Source organism: Thermomonospora catenispora (assembly GCF_006363815.1).
In the GTDB taxonomy this organism is placed as follows: Bacteria; Actinomycetota; Actinomycetes; order Streptosporangiales; family Streptosporangiaceae; genus Thermomonospora; species Thermomonospora catenispora.
On sequence record NZ_RRYT01000018.1, the window covers coordinates 24,236 to 41,644 of the forward strand.

General features: G+C 74.0%; 18 protein-coding genes. 8 read left to right on the plus strand and 10 right to left on the minus strand.

All coding sequences use genetic code 11. The features are described from left to right. Positions 1–21 precede the first annotated feature (21 nt). Positions 22–474 carry a flavodoxin family protein gene (locus EIO00_RS15185; protein WP_140179467.1) on the minus strand — a complete coding sequence of 151 codons (453 nt, stop codon included), beginning with the start codon at positions 472–474 and terminating at the stop codon, positions 22–24. 170 nt (positions 475–644) lie between these two features. Here EIO00_RS15185 and EIO00_RS15190 point away from each other — a divergent pair, with 170 nt between their 5' ends. The 3 genes from EIO00_RS15190 to EIO00_RS15200 all read left to right on the plus strand — a co-directional run bounded on the left by EIO00_RS15190 (position 645) and on the right by EIO00_RS15200 (position 3,429). Continuing rightward, positions 645–1,883, plus strand: coding sequence for a serine hydrolase domain-containing protein (locus EIO00_RS15190; protein WP_140179469.1), 1,239 nt, complete (start codon positions 645–647; stop codon positions 1,881–1,883). Between the two features lie 35 nt (positions 1,884–1,918). Beyond that, complete coding sequence (gene nfi / locus EIO00_RS15195; protein ID WP_140179471.1) at positions 1,919–2,596, plus strand: deoxyribonuclease V; 678 nt, start codon at positions 1,919–1,921, stop codon at positions 2,594–2,596. 71 nt (positions 2,597–2,667) lie between these two features. Further along, entirely contained in the window at positions 2,668–3,429 is a 762-nt protein-coding gene (locus EIO00_RS15200) for a glucose 1-dehydrogenase (protein WP_140179473.1), read from the plus strand. Between the two features lie 106 nt (positions 3,430–3,535). Here the strand turns inward: EIO00_RS15200 and EIO00_RS15205 are convergent, their stop codons facing one another. Then, on the minus strand, positions 3,536–4,945 hold the full coding sequence (locus EIO00_RS15205; protein ID WP_140179475.1) for an amidase: 1,410 nt from the start codon (positions 4,943–4,945) through the stop codon (positions 3,536–3,538). Between the two features lie 89 nt (positions 4,946–5,034). Here EIO00_RS15205 and EIO00_RS15210 point away from each other — a divergent pair, with 89 nt between their 5' ends. Continuing rightward, on the plus strand, positions 5,035–5,646 hold the full coding sequence (locus EIO00_RS15210) for a TetR/AcrR family transcriptional regulator (protein WP_140179477.1): 612 nt from the start codon (positions 5,035–5,037) through the stop codon (positions 5,644–5,646). Between the two features lie 281 nt (positions 5,647–5,927). Here the strand turns inward: EIO00_RS15210 and EIO00_RS15215 are convergent, their stop codons facing one another. After that, positions 5,928–6,404: a hypothetical protein gene (locus EIO00_RS15215; protein WP_140179479.1), complete on the minus strand. Its 477-nt coding sequence runs from the start codon at positions 6,402–6,404 to the stop codon at positions 5,928–5,930. 10 nt (positions 6,405–6,414) lie between these two features. Next, complete coding sequence (locus EIO00_RS15220) at positions 6,415–7,647, minus strand: helix-turn-helix domain-containing protein (RefSeq protein WP_175596237.1); 1,233 nt, start codon at positions 7,645–7,647, stop codon at positions 6,415–6,417. Positions 7,648–7,892: 245 nt separating this feature from the next. Here EIO00_RS15220 and EIO00_RS15225 point away from each other — a divergent pair, with 245 nt between their 5' ends. After that, positions 7,893–8,357 (plus strand): ATP-binding protein, encoded by a 465-nt coding sequence (locus EIO00_RS15225; RefSeq protein WP_161602729.1) that lies wholly within the window; start codon positions 7,893–7,895, stop codon positions 8,355–8,357. A 46-nt stretch (positions 8,358–8,403) separates the two neighbouring features. On the opposite strand, the gene EIO00_RS15230 is transcribed toward EIO00_RS15225, so the two are convergent. After that, positions 8,404–9,735, minus strand: a complete 1,332-nt coding sequence (locus EIO00_RS15230) for a sensor histidine kinase (RefSeq protein ID WP_140179485.1) — start codon at positions 9,733–9,735, stop codon at positions 8,404–8,406. Further along, entirely contained in the window at positions 9,732–10,442 is a 711-nt protein-coding gene (locus EIO00_RS15235) for a response regulator transcription factor (RefSeq protein WP_140179486.1), read from the minus strand. The genes EIO00_RS15230 and EIO00_RS15235 overlap by 4 nt, the downstream gene beginning before the upstream one ends. A 158-nt stretch (positions 10,443–10,600) precedes the next feature. Here EIO00_RS15235 and EIO00_RS15240 point away from each other — a divergent pair, with 158 nt between their 5' ends. Continuing rightward, entirely contained in the window at positions 10,601–11,089 is a 489-nt protein-coding gene (locus EIO00_RS15240) for a DUF4870 domain-containing protein (RefSeq protein WP_140179488.1), read from the plus strand. Positions 11,090–11,095: 6 nt separating this feature from the next. On the opposite strand, the gene EIO00_RS15245 is transcribed toward EIO00_RS15240, so the two are convergent. Beyond that, a complete protein-coding gene (locus EIO00_RS15245; protein ID WP_140179490.1) occupies positions 11,096–11,743 on the minus strand; it encodes a cyclase family protein in 648 nt (215 codons plus the stop codon). A gap of 20 nt (positions 11,744–11,763) precedes the next feature. Here EIO00_RS15245 and EIO00_RS15250 point away from each other — a divergent pair, with 20 nt between their 5' ends. Together EIO00_RS15250 and EIO00_RS15255 are read left to right on the plus strand one after the other, a co-directional pair. Continuing rightward, positions 11,764–12,594: a HipA family kinase gene (locus tag EIO00_RS15250; protein ID WP_140179492.1), complete on the plus strand. Its 831-nt coding sequence runs from the start codon at positions 11,764–11,766 to the stop codon at positions 12,592–12,594. Beyond that, positions 12,591–12,971: a DUF3037 domain-containing protein gene (locus EIO00_RS15255; protein ID WP_140179494.1), complete on the plus strand. Its 381-nt coding sequence runs from the start codon at positions 12,591–12,593 to the stop codon at positions 12,969–12,971. Before EIO00_RS15250 ends, EIO00_RS15255 begins: the two co-directional genes overlap by 4 nt. A 36-nt stretch (positions 12,972–13,007) precedes the next feature. Here EIO00_RS15255 and EIO00_RS15260 read toward each other — a convergent pair whose 3' ends face one another. The 3 genes from EIO00_RS15260 to EIO00_RS15270 form a co-directional block, all read right to left on the minus strand. Next, complete coding sequence (locus tag EIO00_RS15260; RefSeq protein WP_206664153.1) at positions 13,008–13,850, minus strand: GNAT family N-acetyltransferase; 843 nt, start codon at positions 13,848–13,850, stop codon at positions 13,008–13,010. Positions 13,851–13,899: 49 nt separating this feature from the next. Further along, positions 13,900–15,546: an alpha/beta hydrolase gene (locus EIO00_RS15265; RefSeq protein WP_241661365.1), complete on the minus strand. Its 1,647-nt coding sequence runs from the start codon at positions 15,544–15,546 to the stop codon at positions 13,900–13,902. A gap of 130 nt (positions 15,547–15,676) precedes the next feature. Continuing rightward, positions 15,677–17,248: an alpha/beta hydrolase gene (locus tag EIO00_RS15270; RefSeq protein ID WP_241661366.1), complete on the minus strand. Its 1,572-nt coding sequence runs from the start codon at positions 17,246–17,248 to the stop codon at positions 15,677–15,679. Between the last annotated feature and the right edge of the window lie 161 nt (positions 17,249–17,409).

The window sequence follows — 17,409 nt, forward strand, 5'->3', positions numbered from 1 at the left end:
CCCGGCCCCGCCCCGGGGGCGTCATCCGGCCAGTTCCGCGGCGGTGATCGCGCCCAGTTCCCAGCAGGCCTCCAGGTCCGCCTTGGTGGGCTCGCCGGTCACCACCAGCGGGGGGCGGACGGCCCGCCAGGACAGCCCGGTGGTGATCGTCTCGATGGCCCGGAGCGCGCCGCTCGCGTCGCTCGCCCCGTGCAGGTACGCGGCGTAGGGGCGACGGACGGTGGCCTCCAGGCAGGGGTAGTAGATCTGATCGAAGAAGTGCTTGAGCGCGCCGGAGATGTAGCCGATGTTGACCGGGGTCCCCAGGATCACCCCGTCGGCCTCCAGCACGTCCACGGCGCTCGCGGTCAGCGCCGGCCGCGCCACCACCTCGACGCCCTCGACCTCGTCGGTGCTCGCCCCGTCCCGCACCGCCTCGAACATCGCCTGCAGATTCGGGGAGGCGGTGTGGTGCACGATCAGCAGGGTCTTCATCGGTGTCGAGCCTAGCGCCGGACCCGGCGGCGCGTCCGGGCCCGCGGCCGGGGGTTGTGACCGGGAACCGCCGTCGGCGCCCGATCGGGGCCGCGCGCCCATCGACCGGACACCGGGACAGGGAGCATGATTCACTGCAAATCCCCCGAAACACCCCGGAAGGACCCCCAGTGGCGAGTGAGCAGAGCACGATCCAGGGACACTGCGACCCGGCGTTCAAGGCGGTGCGGGAGACGTTCGAGGAGTCCTTCGCCCGCGGCCGGGAGCTGGGCGCGGGCGTGGCGGTGTACGCGGACGGCCGCCTGGTCGCCGAGCTGTGGGGCGGCGTGGCCGACCGCCGGACCGGACGTCCCTGGCTGCGCGACACCCCGTGCGCGGCGTTCTCGTGCACCAAGGCGGTGACCGCGACGGCGGCGCTGCTGCTGGCCGAGCGCGGGGCCTACGACCTGACCGGCCCGGTGGCGGAGTGGTGGCCGGAGTTCGCCGCGCACGGCAAGGACCGCACGACCGCCGAGCACCTGCTCACCCACCAGGCGGGGCTGCCGGCCTTCGACGACCCGGTGACCGCCGAGGACGCCGCCGACCCCGCCGCGATGGCGGCGCTGCTCGCCGCGCAGGCCCCGCTGTGGACGCCGGGCGAGGGACACGGCTATCACGCGGTGACGTTCGGCTGGCTGGCCGGGGAGATCGTGCGGCGGCACGCGGGCTGCACCGTCGGGGAGTTCGTCCGCCGTGAGTTCGCCGGGGAGCTGGACCTGTGGATCGGCGCTCCGCCGCAGGTGATCGAGCGGGCCGCCCGGCTGTCGGCCGACCGGCGCCCGCCGAGCGCGCGGACCGGGACGCGGGCCGACGCGCAGGCCGACGAAGCACGGGGCGGTGCACAGGCCGGCGCGTCCGCCGAGGCGTCCGCCGGGCGCGAGGCCGCCTCGGCGGACGCCGCAAAGACCGCCGCCCCGGACGACCTGCTGAACCGCGCGCTCAATCGTCCCTCCACCGGCAAGGGGGGCTTCAACAACCCGGTGGTGCTGGCGGGCGGCTGGCCGGGCGCGGGAATGGTGACCACCGCGTCCGCGCTGGCGACGTTCTACCGCGATCTGATCGGCGGGCGGATCCTGGCGCCCGACACGCTGCGGGAGGCGCTGCGGCGCCGGGTGCAGGGCCCCGACAAGGTCCTGACCGTCGAGACCTCGTTCGGCCTGGGGTACATGCGCCCGGCGACGACGTTCTTCATGCCGAAGGCCGCGCGGGAGACGGCGTTCGGGCACAGCGGCGCCGGCGGCTCGATCGGGATGGGCGACGTCGAGGCGGGCGTCGCGGTCGCCTACATCCCCAATCTGCTGGGCGGCCGGTTCTCGATCGACCTGCGCGCCCACCGGCTGGTGGAGGCGGTGTACTCCTCGCTGGGCTGACCGCCGGGCCGGCCGGGCCGGTAGCGTACGCGGCCGTGAAGGTGCGCGCGCTGCATTCGTGGCCCGAGACCCCGCAGGAGGCCGAGGCCGTTCAGGACCGGCTGCGTCCGCTGCTGGACCTGGACGGGCCCGGTCCGGCCGAGATCGAGACGGTGGCCGGGCTGGACGTGTCGTATCAGGAGGGCACGGACCGGCTGGCCGCCGCGGTGGTGGTGCTGGACGCGGCGACGCTGCGGCAGGTCGAGGAGTCGGTGGTGATCGGCACGGCGACGTTCCCGTACGTGCCGGGGCTGTTCGCCTTCCGGGAGCTGCCGGCGCTGGTCGAGGCGCTGGAGCGGCTGACCGTGGTGCCGGACCTGCTGGTGTGCGACGGCCACGGGCTGGCGCACCCGCGACGGTTCGGGCTGGCCTGCCACCTCGGGGTGCTCACCGGGCTGCCGTCGCTGGGGGTCGGCAAGACCCGCCTGGTGGGCGAGTACCTCCCTCCGGCCCGGGCGCGCGGCTCGGTGTCCGATCTGGTCGACGGGGGCGAGGTGATCGGGCGGGTGCTGCGCACCCAGGACGGCGTGCGCCCGGTGTTCGTGTCCGCCGGGCACCGGATCGACCTGGACACCGCCTGCCGTCACGTGCTGGCCCTGTCCCCTCGCTACCGGCTGCCGGAGACCACCCGGCGCGCCGACCGGCTGAGCCGCCGGGCGCTCGCCGCTGAGTGAGACACCGCGTTGTCCGGCCCGTTCCCGCGCGGTTAGCGTGACCGGCGATCACCCGGAGCGAAGGAACGCCGATGGGGCAGCTGGACGGCAAGGTCGCGCTCATCACCGGTGGGGCCCGCGGCATGGGCAGGGCGCATGTGCGGAGGTTCGTGGCCGAAGGGGCCCGCGTGGTGTTCGGCGACGTCCTGCGGGAGGAGGGCGCCGGGCTCGCCGCCGAGCTGGGCGAGGAGGTCCGCTTCGTGCGGATGGACGTCACCTCGCCGCCGGACTGGGAGCGCGCCGTGCGGACCGCGACCGAGGAGTTCGGCGGGCTCGACGTGCTGGTCAACAACGCCGGGATCATCCGGCACCGGCGCATCGAGGACATGCCGCTGGAGGAGTTCCGGCGGGTCCTGGAGGTCAACCTGATCGGGCAGTGGCTGGGCGTCAAGGCGGTGATCGAGCCGATGAAGACGGCCGGCGGCGGCTCGATCATCAACGTCTCCTCGACCGAGGGCTTCATCGGGGCCGCCGGGCTCGCCGCCTACAGCGCCAGCAAGTTCGGGGTGCGCGGATTGACCAAGGCCGCGGCGCGGGAGCTGGGCGAGTACGGCATCCGGGTCAACTCGATCCACCCGGGCGGCATCCTCACCCCCATGGTCTCCGACCCCGACGTGGTCGCCGCCACCGCCGACAGCGCCGAGGCGTTCCTCAAGGCGCTGCCGCTCAAGCGGATGGGCCGCACCCGCGAGGTGACCGGGCTGGTGGTGTTCCTGGCCTCCGACGACTCCAGCTACTGCACCGGCAGCGAGGTGCTGGTCGACGGCGGGATGCTCACCGGCGCCGGCTATTAGACCGGCCGCCGGCTCCGGCGGGCGGAAGAGGGCCGCCCGGGCGCCGGCCGGGCCCGACGCCCGCCGCCGCCCGCCGCCCCCTCACGCCTCCCTGCACGCCTCCCCGTCAGGCCGCCTGCGGCGTCGAGAGGGGCGGGCGGCGTTCGTGCCAGCCCTCGACCGCCTCCAGCTGAGCGGCCAGCGAGATCAGCAGGGCCTCGTCGGAGTCGTGGCCCAGCAGCTGAGCGCCGATCGGCAGCCCGGAGGAGCTGAACCCGGCGGGCACGTTGACGGCGGGCCAGCCCAGCACGTTCCACGGCCAGGCGTACGGGCAGGCCGCCGCGGCGGCGGACTGGGTGCGGTACCAGCCGGCGCCCTCGTAGGCGCCGACCCGGAACGGGAGCCGCGCGGTGGTGGGGGTGAGCACCACGTCGGCGATCTGGAAGATGCGGCCCGCCCTGCGGCGCAGCATCGGGTCCAGGCGGCGGGCCAACGGCAGCAGCCGGCGGCTGAGGACCCGGCCGACCTTGGCCTCCGTCTCGGTGCGGGGCTCGGGCCTGGCCCCGGGGAGGGAGTCCAGCCAGTCGGCCACCCCCGCCGGCCCGCGGGCGACCAGCCCGAGGGCGACCGGCCCGTAGTCGGGGTCGGCGGGGAACACCTTGTGCCCGAGCTCGGTCAGCCGCCGGGCGATCCGCTCCACCGCGCGCACGATCTCCGGGTCCACCGTGTCGGGGACGCCGAAGGCGGTGCGGAACGAGACCGCGATCCGCAGCCTGCCCGGGTCGCGCCGGGCCGCCTGGGCGAACGAGCCGACCGGCGGGTCCAGCCGGTGGACGTCCTCGGGATGGCTGCCGCACAGCGCGTCCAGCAGCAGCGCCGCGTCCCCCACCGACCGCGCCAGCGGCCCCCACACCGTCAGCCCGTAGAACGGGTCGCGCAGCGGATAGGCCGACACCCGGCCGCGCTGCGGCTTGATCCCGACCAGCCCCGTCCAGGCGGCGGGGATGCGGATCGACCCGGCCCCGTCGGATCCGACCGCCGCCGGGACCATGCCCGCGGCCACCGCCGCCGCCGAGCCGCCGCTGGATCCGCCCGGGGTGTGGTCGGGGTTCCACGGGTTGCGGGCGCTGCCGAACCCCGGCGACTCGCTGAACGGCCATTGCCCCAGCTCGCAGGTGGTGGTCTTGCCGATGATCACCGCTCCGGCGGCGCGCAGCCGGCGGACGTGCTCGGTGTCGCGCTCCTTGGGCCGATGGTCGCCGGGCACCGCGAACGGCGTGGTCTCCCCGGCCAGGTCGGTGTCGTCCTTGATGGCGATCGGCACGCCCAGCAGCGGCAGCCGCTCCCCCGCGGCCAGCCGCCGGTCGGCCTCGGCCGCCTCCGCCCGGGCCGCCTCGGCCCGCACCACCCGGAAGGCCCCCAGGCCTTCCAGGTGGGCGATCCGTTCCAACGAGCGCTCGACCAGCTCCGTGGCCGACAGCTCGCCCAGGGCCAGCAGTTCGGCCTGGGCCGCCAACCCGAGTGCGTCCAGATCCACGCCGCCTCCCGTATCGTTCGTTCGAACGAACGATACGGTGTCGACATGGAGGGACGGAAGGGGCCCACGGTGCGAGAGACTGAACGGCGATGGATACCCCTGTTACGGTCCGTGACCGGATCCTGCACGCCACCCTACGCCTGATCGGGGAGCAGGGCGTCGGCGCGGTCACCAACCGGGCGGTCGCCAAGGCCGCCGGCGTCTCACTGGGCTCGCTGACCTACCACTTCCCCAGCCAGAGCGACCTGCTGCGGGAGAGCCTGCGGACGTTCGTCGACAACGAGATCGCCCGCATCAGCGGCCGCCTCGACCGGCTCCGCGACGCCGGGATCGGCCCCGAGGAGGCGGCCGAGGAGGTCGAGAAGGCGATCGTGGACTTCGCCTACGGCCCCGAGCAGATCGCCAACCTGGAACTGCACCTGCACTCGGCCCGCGACCCGGGCATGGGCGACGTCTCCGCCCGCTCGGTGGCCGCCTACGACCGGCTGGCCGTCGGCGTGCTGACCGCGCTGGGCATCCCGAACGCCGAACGGCACGCCCCCACCGTCGTGGCGCTGCTGTACGGGCTGGCCGTCCGCCGTCTGGCCACCGGGGACGACAGCGCCTCCGGAACCGCCGACGCCCTCCGGCTGCTGCTGCACGGGGTCCTGCCCCGCGAGGAGTCCCACGAGAAGCCTCACGGAGGGTCCCGCGGCGGATGAGCCCGAGCGGCCCCGACGGCGGCCGACCCGCGGGGCCCGGGGGTTCGGACCGTCCGAGCCGGCCGCCTCGCCCGTCGGGAACCGGGCCGGGCACCGGCCGACGTCCGCACCGGGCCGGCAGGTGCGCCCGGCCGGCGCATCCGTCATGGCGCACGGTGCGGTCGTCCCTTGCGACGCCCATGACGCCAGGCGGCCCGATCCGCCTGAGAGAAGGCTTCTCACCCGCGGTCACGCGGCCTTTGAGCGGCGCTCATGCCGCCCCGTCACCGCATCCGCCGCGCTCATCCGCGCCGGGCGCCCGGCGGCCAGAACACCCGGACCGCCATGCCGAGATCACGAGCGCGGTCGACCACGTCGGCGGTGCCGCCGAAGCCCCGGGCGGGCCTGCCGTCCCAGACCGCCCACAGCTCGTCGGCCAGGTCCAGCATCCGCTCACTCGCGGCCATGTGCGCTCGAGGCTCGGAGTCCAGGTACGGCAGACGGTGCACCCGCGCCGCGGCGGCCAGCAGCCGGTCGTATTCGGCGTGCGCCTCGGGCGGCAGGCCCGCGCGATAGCGCTCGGCGGGAACGACCGCCTCCAGCGTGCCGCCGTGGTCCAGCACGGCGCGCGCGAAGATCTGGTCGGCGCCGTCCGCCAGACAGGACAGCCCGATGACGCCGGAGCCGATCTCCGCCAAGGCGGCGCGCAGGGCCTGATCGATCAGGTGCTCGGTGTCGGGGGGGAGGCCACGATGGCCGGAGATGGCGATACGGGGCATGGCTGTCGCCTCATCCGAAGGTCACGCCCAACCGGTCGTCGAACTCGCGAACCGATTCGGTCACCGGACCGGTGTACTCGCGGCGGAACCGGCGGGCCCGCTGGACGATCCGCTCTGAAGCATAGGTCAGCCCGGTCTCCAGGGCCTCCCCCGCCAGGCGGAACGCCTCGTCGACCCGCTCGGTGTCACGCCACCGGGAGCCGCTCTGCCGAACCGCGGTGGCGACCTCCAGCATGACCGCGGCGCGCTGCTTGGGCGCCGCGGTCCGACAGGCGGCCTTCCCCCGGCCGCCGGCGAACTCGGCGAACGCCGCCAGCGCCTGATCGGGCCGGCCCAGCCGGACCGCCACCAGCGCCCGATGTCCGGCGAGCTTGGCCGCGTCGAAGGGGAACACCCACGGCCACGGCGGCGCGGTCGCGGGCGCGGCCTCCACCGCCCGTTCGGCGGCCAGCAGCGCCCGGGTCGCCCGCTGCTCGTCCCGGCGGGCGGTGGCGTGCCCGAGCGCCTCGATCGCGCGCAGCCAGGCCTGCGGAGTGGGGTGCGGGCAGGAGTCGAGCCGACGGCGGGCCTCGGCGACGTGGGCCAGGCCGAGCGCCGGGTCGTCGGCCTCGATCTCGAACGCGGCCAGGCTGCCCAGCATGTAGACCGCCAGCAGGTCGTGCCCGGCCCGGCAGGCCCGGTCCACCGCCAGCCGGTAGTACCTCCGGGCGCTGCCGACGTCGAGCATGTCGGCGTGCAGCCAAGCGGCCAGCCCGGCGGCCTCGCTGAGCGCCGCCGCGATGCCGGCGGCCAGCGGTCCGTCCCCGGCCCGTTCATGCAGCCGATCGGCCATCTCGACATGGGCGACCACGCCGCGCACCAGCTCCCGGGCGGGCGTGGTGGCGTCCAGCCGCCGCTGGCCGCCGGTGACGGCGGTCAGCGTGGCGGCGGTGGTCTCGTCCACCGGCGTGCGGCTCGGCACGGGCAGCAGGGCCAGCGCCACGGCCTTGCCGAAGTCGCGGCGGTTCGTGGGATCGTCACCTCCTGCGTCGCCGAGCCGCAGCAGCCCGGCCGGGATGCCCAGGCGGCGGGACAGCTCCCGCACCTGGTCGATGGTGAGCGGCTGGACGCCGCGCAGCACCTTGGAGACCCAGCTCTGGGAGTAGCCGACGGCGGCGGCCAGGTCGGTCTGCGTCCAGCCGTGCGCCTGCCGGATGCGGTCCAGCAACGTCGGCATGTCGCAGCACGCCAGGGCCGCGGACACGGGAGGACTGGACCAGAAATCCGGCGGGAGGCTGTGTGGGGTCCGGTCCATGACCCTAGGGTAGAGATCACTGTTCGTGCGCGCTCGAGTTCGACAAGTAATCCCTTCAGTCGCCTCAGGAATTTCCGCGCCGCACGCGCGCCCGAGCCAGCACGCTCGTGCATACAGCCGAATCCCGTGCCCCGGTTCGCAGCGTGGCCCCCTCCCTGACGGCATCCGGGATCCCGCTTCGAAGGAGGTGTCCCGTGCCGGTCGATCTCCGCGAGACCGAGCAACCGACCCCGTTCCCCGTGTCCTCCCCCTGCCCGGACGGCGTGCTGGGCAGGCTGGTGCTGCCGAACGACCCGCGGGCCGCGGGTCGGGCCCGCGCCTTCGTCCGCCTGCTCACCGCCGCCTGGCGGGCCGCCTGCGTCGCCGAGGCCGCCGAGCTGTGCGTGTCCGAACTGGTCACCAACGCCCACCGGCACGCCGCGGCGGCGGAGCCGGACGCCCCGCTCGAGCTCGTCGTCCTCCGGCGCGGGGAGCGTCTGCGCTGCGAAGTCCACGACGGCGACCCGCGGGTGCCCCGCCCCCGCGACACCGACGCCCTGGACGAGGCCGGCCGCGGGCTGCTCCTGCTGGCCGCGACGGCCGAGGAGCACGGCGCGCACGCCACCCCGCGCGGCAAGGCCGTCTGGTTCGAGCTGATCGCCTGGCCCGGCCGGGGCTGACCCCCGGCGACCCGCCCGCGCCCGGCCGGCCCGGCCGACGAGCCCGTCAGATCCGCGCCCGTCCTTTGCGCCGGCGGGAGCGACGGGACCGGCGGGGAGTGGGGCGCTCGCCGGTGCGCAGCCACATCTGCACCTGGGCCCCGCCCAGCACCGAACGGTGGATCCGCAGATAGCCGCCGGTGGACTCGGCGGCGCGCCGGGCGATGTCCAGCCCCAGCCCGGTGGACCCCCGGCTGCTGCGGCCGCGTTCCAGCGCGGCCTCGGGGTCGGCGATCCCCGGACCGGCGTCGGCCACCAGGATGCCGGTGACGCCCTCGCCGACGTGCAGGGTCACCGCGAAGTCGGTGCCCTCGTCGGTGTGCCGGAACACGTTGCCCAGCAACGCGTCCACCGCCGCCTCCAGCTCCGCGGCCGGCAGCGGGACCGGCGCGCTGCCCTCCGCGCCGATCAGCTCATAGGAGCGGCCCTCGTCCTCGGCCAGCGCCGACCAGAACTCCACCCGCTCGCGCAGCACCTGGGCGGCGTCGCAGCTGCCCCGCCCGGCCGGTTGCCGGACCGCCCTGATGATCATGTCGACCTCGCGTTCCAGCTGATCGACGGCCGAGCGGGTCTGGTCGGCCACCGGACCGGGGTCGAGCGCCTCCACGTTCAGCCGCAGGGCGGCCAGCGGCGTGCGCAGCCGGTGCGACAGGTCGGCGGCCATCTCCCGCTCGGCGGCCAGCAGCTGGGCGACCCGATCGGCCATCGCGTTGAACGCCAGCCCCGCCTCGACGAGCTCCGGCGGCCCGTCGGGCTCGATGCGGACGCTGAGATCCCCCTCGCCGAGGGCCGCGGCCGCCTCGGCCAGCCGCTGGGCGGCGCGCACCACCCGGGCGCCCATCCGGTCGGCGACGACCACCGAGCCGGCCACCAGCACCGCGCCCACCGCCCCCATCGCCAGCCAGGCCTGCAGCACCCCGCGGCCCAGATCGGCGCCGGGCAGGAACACCTCCACCACGACCGCCCCGCCCTCGGCGAGCATGACCGGCTGCAGCACCGTCAGCCCGCCGGGCGCCTCCACGGTGCGCTGCCGGCCCTGCCGGGCGGTCTCGGCCACCTCGCCGGGCGCGACCCGGCGGGCGCCGACCACGGCGCCGTCCGGCAGATGCACCGCCATCCGGCCGGAGGAGCCCGCGGCGGTGGCCGCCATCGCCCGTTCCACGTCGGCGGGCCGCAGCGACAGCGACAGCGCCGGACCCATCGCGGCGGCCTCGCGCTCGGCCCCGGCCAGCGCCCGGCTCCGGGCGACCTCCCGCACCGTGAACGCCAGCGGGATCAAAAAGGCCAGCGCCACCATGGAGGTCACCGCGAGGGCGACGAGGCCCAGGGCGCGCCTCATGACGGGCCCGCGGCGTTCTCCGGCCGATGCTCGGGCGGGGCGGCCAACCGGACGCCGACCCCGCGAACGGTGTGCAGATAGCGAGGGGACGCCGCGGTCTCCCCCAGCTTGCGGCGCAGCCAGGACAGGTGCACGTCGATGGTCTGATCGTCGCCGTAGGCCTGGTGCCACACCTCGGCCAGCAGCTCCCGCCGGGAGACCACGCGCCCGGGCCGGGCGGCCAGATAGGCCAGCAGGTCGAACTCGCGACGGGTCAGCTCCAACGGCCTGCCGTCCAACGAGGCCTCCCTGCGGTCCACGTCGATGTGCAGACCGCCCACCGCCAGCCGCATCATCGACCCGGCCCGGCCGGCGCGGCGCAGCAGCGCCGCCATCCGGGCGCTGAGCACCTCGGCGGTGAACGGCTTGACCAGATAATCGTCGGCGCCGGCGTGCAGCAGCCGGACGATCTCGGCCTCGCCGTCTCGGGCGGTGGCGATGATGACCGGGACGTCGGAGACCCCGCGCAGCATCTTCAGCGCCTCCGCCCCGTCGAGGTCGGGCAGTCCCAGATCCAAGATCACCAGGTCGGGCGGGTTCTGTGCGACGTCCCGCAGCATGCCCATCGCGGTGCTCGTACTTCGCACGGTGTGCGACCGGGCGCCGAGCTCCCGGATCAGGGCCGCGCGGAGGTTCGGGTCGTCCTCCACAACCAGCACAGTCGCCATGCCCGCACCGTAGACCACTATGCGCCTTCTGCGGCACACTTCCCGGTTCATCACCGAGGGCCTGCGGCGCGGCCGCGACCGTCGCCGGCACTGAACCGGCGACGGTCCCTACGCGTCAGTAGTTTTACCAGGACGTCCCGTCGAGCCTCGGGAGAGCGATGACCCACCCTCCGACTCCGCCGCCCGGCTACCAGTACCAGTACGGGCACGGCCCTTACGACCACCTGTACGGCCCCGGGGTCCAGCCCCAGCCCGGCTACGGGCCGTGGGGCGCGCCGCAGGCCGCGCGGACCGGCGACGACACCACCTGGGCCGTGATGAGCTACATCGGAATGCTGCTCGTGGGCTTCCTCGCGCCGCTGGTCATCTACTTCGCCCAGCGGAACCAGTCGGCGCTCGCCCGGTTCCACGCGGCGCAGGCGCTGAACTACACGATCACCAGCCTCATCCAGATGCTGGCGCCGCTGGCGGTCGCGATCCCGCTGGCGCTCATCGCGGGTCAGGCGGCCTGGCTGATCCTGATCGTCCCGGTGTTGCTGTTCCACATGGTCGCCCAATGGGTGCTGCTGATCATGGGCGCGATCAAGGCCGGGAGGGGTGAGTACTGGCGGATGCCGGCCTGGCTGTGCTTCCCGCTGATCCGCTGACGCGGCTCAGCGGCGCGCCCGGGCCACGGCGCGGACCGGCGCGCCGTCGCCGATGAGCCGGATCGGGAACGCGAACACCTCCACGCGGGTCGCCCCGATCAGCCGGTCCAGGCCGGTCAGGTTCTCCACGATCACCGCACCCGCCCCCAGCAGCGCCCGGTGGGCGGCCAGGGAGAACTCCTCCTCCCCCGGGCCGGGGGTGCGGTCCACGCTGAGCGCGTCGACGCCGACCGTGCGGACGCCGCAGGCGACGATCCGCTCGCAGGCCTCGGGGGTCAGATAGGGGTGGGCGAGGTACTCCGGCGTCCCCCAGTGCTCCGACCAGCCCGTGACGACCAGCAGCATCCGGCCCGGCCGCAGCCCGGGCGGCACCAGCTCCGGGCCGATCGGGGCGCGCGGCGGCAGGCCCCGTACGTCCATCACCGCCGCCTCGCCGGCGAACCGGTCCAGCGGCACCTCCTCCAGGGGCGGCCAGGAGCCGTCCACGTGGAAGGGGGCGTCCACGTGCGTCCCGGCGTGCGAGCCCAGATGGACGCGCGCCACGTTCACGCCCGCCTCTGAGACGGTCAGCGCGGGCCCCACCTCGACCTGCGGGTCCCCCGGATACACCGGCATCCCGGCCACCACCGGAACCGACAGGTCGATCCACGTCATGAGCCCCTAGGGTAGGTCGCGTGCTGTCTCTCGTCACCGCGACCCGCTATGTGGCCCCGCTGCGCGAGGGCGGGTCGCTGCCCGGACTGGTGGAGGCCGACGACCTCGGCACCTACGTCATGAAGTTCACCGGCGCGGGCCAGGGCCGCAAGGCGCTGGTCGCCGAGATCATCGCCGGGGAGCTGGCCCGCCGGCTCGGTTTCCGGGTGCCCGATCTGGTGCTCATCGACCTGGACCCGGCGATCGCCCGGCACGAGCCCGATCCGGACGTGCAGGACCTGCTCAAGGCCAGCGTCGGTTGGAACCTGGGGGTGGACTTCCTGCCCGGCTCGCTCGGCTACGACCCGGCGGGCTGGACCGCCGACCCCGACCTGGCGTCCCGGCTGCTGTGGCTGGACGCCTTCCTCGGCAACGTGGACCGCAGCTGGCGCAATCCGAACCTGCTGGTCTGGCACGGCCGGGTGTGGCTGATCGACCACGGCGCCAGCCTGTACTTCCACCACGCCTGGGCCACCGCGGACACGCTGGTGCTGCGGCCCTACGACACGGACGACCACGTGATGGCCCCGTACGCGACCCGGCTCGAGGAGGCCGAGGAGGAGCTGCTGCCCCGGCTCACCGGCGAGCTGCTGACCGAGGTCATCGCGCTGGTCCCGGACGCCTGGCTGGCGGACGAGCCGGGGTTCTCCGGTCCCGAGGAGGTCCGCGCCGCCTACCGCGACCTGCTGCTGGCCCGCGCCGCCGAGCCTCGCGCCTGGCTGCCCGACCTGTCGGTCGGCGGCCGCCGCCCCTCCCCCGACCCCGCGCCCGGCGCGAACCGTCCCGACTGGTTGAAAGGGCCGGTCCGATGACCCGTTCGGTGTTCGAGTACGCGGTGATCCGGGTGATCCCCCGTCCCGAGCGGGGCGAGACGATGAACGTGGGCGTGGTCGTCTACTGCCGCGCCAAGGACTTCCTCGGCTGCCGCACCCATGTGGACGAGGAGCGGCTGCGGGCGCTGGACCGGCGTCTGGACCTGGCCGGGGTGCGTTCGGCCCTGCACGCGGTGGAGTGCGTGTGCCGGGGCGGCGATGCGGCCGGGCAGGCCGCCGCCGAGTCGCCCGGCAGCCGGTTCCGCTGGCTGACCGCCCCGCGCAGCACGGTCGTGCAGCCGGGTCCGGTGCACGCCGGCCTCACCGACGACCCCGCCGCCGAGCTGGACCGGCTGCTGCACCTGCTGGTGCGCTGAGCCCGGGACGCCCCACGGGCGACCGGCCGGGACCGGCTAGAACAGGACCGACATGAACGTGTCGACCTCTTCGAAGCCGACCCGGCGGTAGGCGGCGCGGGCGGGCGCGTTGTAGTCGTTGACGTACAGCGACACCGTGGGGGCGATCGACCGCAGCGCCTCGTCCACCAGTGCCGCCATGCCGCTCACCGACAGGCCGCGGCCGCGCAGCTCCGGATGCACCCACACGCCCTGCACCTGGCAGGCGTACGGGGTGGCGGCGCCGATCTCGGCCTTGAACACCACCCGGCCGTCCTCGATCCGGGCGAACGCGCGTCCCGTCCGGATCAGCTCGGCCACCCGCGCCCGGTACAGCGCCCCGCCGTCCCCGGCGTTGGGGGAGACGCCGACCTCTTCGGTGAACATCTCCACACAGGCCGGATAGACGATGTCGAACTCCTCCACCCGCACCCGCCGGACCTTGGGGTCGGGAGGGACCGGGGCGGGCCGGGAGGTCGCCATCACCGGCTGCACCGCGCGGATCGCCCGGGGGCGCCCCCAGTACGGGCCGAGCAGCTCCCACAGCCGGCTCACCGCGTCGACCTGACCCACGATCGACGAGCAGCGCCGGCCCTGGCGCCGGGCCCGTTCGGCGAACGCCCGGATCGCCTCGTCGTCGGCGTTGATCGGGATGAGGTTGGCACCCGAGTAGCACAGCGAGGTCAGTCGACCGTCGCGGACATAGCCCCACATCTGGGCGCCGAGCCTGCCGGGGTCCAGCCCCGCCGCGTGCACGCGAGAGCTCACGAACACGTTCGACACCGGATCGGCGTCCAGGATCTCCAGGACCTCGTCCCTGTGCCGATCGTCCAGGACCCGGACCGGCGTCGCTCCCAGTATCCGCATGGCTCACACGTCCCGAACCCGCCTCGGCACCACGCCTTCAAGCCTATGCCGTCGGCGGGATCACCGCCTCTGCGGGGATGCCCGAAGCGGCCGCCGGCACTCCCCGGTCGGACGCGGAGTCCTTCTTCGGCTCCGCGTCCGGGTCCGGCCTCGGCCCGGGGCGCGGCGGGGCGGGGGCCCGGCAGACGCGGTCGGGGCCCGGACGGTCGGGTGGGAGCGCGCCGTCGCGCAGGTACGCCACCACCGTCTCGTCCACGCAGGCGTCGCCGCTCAGCGAGATGCCGTGGTTGCCGCCGCCGCGCTGGACCACCAGCCGGGAGGCGGGGAACAGCCGGTGCATCTCCACCGCGCCCGGGTAGGGGGTGGCCGCGTCCTCCGAGGCCTGCACCAGCAGTATCCGCGGCACGGGGGATCCGATCTCCGGCCGCGGCCCGCCCTCCACCGGCCAGTAGGCGCACGGAGCGTTGTACCAGGTGTTGCTCCAGGTCTCGAAGCGGTTGCCCGCGGCGTACAGGCGGCTGGCGTCCCGGCTCCAGACGGACCAGTCCCGGGGCCAGGGGGCGTCCCGGCATTCGGTGGCCAGGTACATGGCGTAGTTGTTCTGGCCGAGCTCGCCGGGCGGGCGCCACAGCGCGGCGAGCGCCGTGGAGTCGTCGCGGACGACGTAGTCCGACAGGGCCCAGGCGTGCTTGCTCCACTGCTGGGTGGAGTAGCCGTCGGTGAGGAAGACGTCGTCCAGCTCCGAGGGGCCGACCTCCCCGCGGAGGGGTTCGCGCGCCAGATCGGCGCGGACCCGGTAGTAGGCCTGGGCGATCTGTTCCGCGGTGGTGCCGAGCCCGTAGACGTCGTGGTGGTCGGCGATCCAGCGGAAGAACGCCCGGATCCGCTTCTCGAAGGCCACGTTCTGGTCGAGGTTGTTGTCGTACCAGACCCCGCTGGGGCGGACCACGCTGTCCAGCACCATGCGCCGCACCCGGTGCGGATGGGCCGTCGCGTAGGCGGCGCCCAGGTAGGAGCCGTAGGAGAAGCCGAAGAAGTCGATCCGCTCGTGGCGCAGGGCCCTGCGGACCGCCTCCAGGTCCGCGACCTGGTTCCGGGTGCCCATGTACGGGAGCAGGTCGCGGTGCCTGCGGGCGCAGTCGTCGGCGTAGCGCTTGGCCCTGGCCCGCCAGGCCTCCTCCTCGGCCGCGGTGCGCGGCAGGGTGTCGGCCCGCGGCCCGTCGGGATTCAGGTACGTCGGGTCGCACGTCAGCGCGGGTTCGCTGGCCCCCACGCCGCGCGGATCGAAGCCGATCCAGTCGTAGGAGGCGGCGAGCCTCTTCGGCAGCGCCTTGGTGAACAGGGCGGGGAGGTCGCGGCCGTGGGCGCCGGGACCGCCCCGGTTGAGCAGCACCGCTCCCCGGTACCGCTTGCCGGTGTGCCTGGCCCGGGTGAGCGCCAGGGTGATCCGCCGGCCGGCGGGACGGGTGTGGTCCAGCGGCACCGACAGCGTGCCGCATTCCAGGCCTTTGAGGGCCTTCCCTTCGATGGGGTCGTCGGCGGGGCAGGATTCCCACCTGATGACGGGAGCGGCGTGGGCCGGGGCGGGCGGCGCGGCCGGGACGGCGCCCAGCACCGCCGCGGCGGCCAGGCCGGCGACCTTCTTCGACGGCTTCCTCGACGGCTTCCTCGATGGCGTGTTGCTCAGCACTCCGTCGTTGTAACCGCCCGGGTCGCGCCGCCGGTGGAACCGGGGGAACGGGAGGTTCGCCGCGAAACGCAGCGAAACGCAGCGAAGGGCCCCGGCGAGTGGCCGGGGCCCTTCGGCGGAGAGGAGGCGTTTACCGGATGCCGATCGGCAGGTCCTTGCCGGGCACGCGGGTGGCGGCCATGGTGCGCGCGGCGAGCGGGTCGGGGTCGTTCAGTTCCGGCACGGCCTGGCAGTAGGCGTCGGGCCCCTTCTTGGAGGGGGGCAGCGTGCCGTCGTTCAGATACGCCGCGACCTTGTCGTCCAGGCAGGCGTTGCCGTTCAGGGTGTTGGAGTGGGTCTTGCCGCCCAGCTCCACCACCAGCCGGGACGACGGGAGCGCCTTGTGCATCTCCAGGCCGCCCTGGTACGGGGTGGCGGCGTCCAGTTCGGACTGCACCAGCAGCACGCCGGGCAGGCCCTTGCCCTTCGGCTTGAGCGCGGGGCCGCCCTTGACCTTCCAGAAGTGGATGGGGGCGTTGAACCAGACGTTGTTCCAGGTGATGAACTTGGCCTTGGGGTAGGTGCGGACCGCGTCCCGGTGCCAGGTGGACCACTGCTTCGGCCACTTGGCGTCGGCGGCCTGCACGGCGTTGTAGACGGCGAAGTCGTTGTCCTCACCGCCGGGGTTGACCAGCGCCAGCAGCAGCTCGGGGTCCTGCTCGGTCGCCCAGTCCGACAGCGCGGTGGCCAGCAGCTGGTACCAGCCGGTGCTGTAGGCGGCGGTCAGCATGATGTCGTCCAGCTCGGACGGGCCGACCATGCCGCCGATGGGCTTCTTCTTCGCGGCGGCGCGGATCTCGTAGTACTTCTCCTCCACCGCCTCCTCGGTGGCGCCGAGGTGGTAGAGGGAGTCGTACTTGGCGATCCACCGCCACCACAGCTTCATGTTCCGCTCGAACGCCACGTTCTGGGAGAGCTGGGACTGGTACCAGACCTCCTTGGGGTTGACGTTGCCGTCGAGCACCATCCGCTTGACGCGGGTGGGGAACAGCGTGCCGTAGGTGGCGCCGAGGTACGTGCCGTAGGAGAAGCCGTAGTAGCTGATCTTGTCCTGGCCGAGCGCCCGGCGGATCACGTCCATGTCGCGGGCCGTGTCGGTGGTGCGCATGTACGGCAGCATCCAGCCGTACTTCTCGGCGCACGCGTCGGCGTAGGCCTTGGACTTGTCCAGCCAGGCCTTCTCCTGAGCGGCGGTGGTGACGTTGTAGTCGGGGCGCACCGGGGTGAAGTAGCCCGGGTCGCAGGAGATGGCGGGCTCGCTGGAGCCGACGCCGCGCGGGTCGAACCCGATGATGTCGTAGCGGGCGGCGGTCTCGGCGTGCCCCACGGCGGTCAGCCAGCGCGCCAGCCCGGCCGAGTAGGCCAGCCCGCTGCCGCCCGGGCCGCCCGGGTTGACCAGCAGGACGCCCTGGTAGTTGGCCCTGTCGGTGGCCTTGATGCGGGAGATCGCGATGGAGATCTTGCGGCCGTTGGGTTTGTCGTGGTCCAGCGGCACCGGAACCTGGGCGCATTCGGCCTGGTTCATGGGGTCGTCTGGACCGCTGACCGCGCACTTGCCCCACGTGATGGCGGGGGTGGCGGCCGCTGCTGCGCTCGCCGGGAGGCCGACCAGCAGGCCGGCTCCCAGGGAGGCCATGGCCGTGACGAGTCCGAGCCTTCTCACTTGACTCCCTCTGTCGTGTGAAGTCCGGGGTGGACCTCACTCGGACAACAGGTGGAGATTGTGCGCTCGGTGATGGAAAGTACAGAAGGGACTCAACAGACGGTTGTCAAATCGTAATGGATCTACGAATTCTCCTGACATTGCGGACATACTTCGGCCCC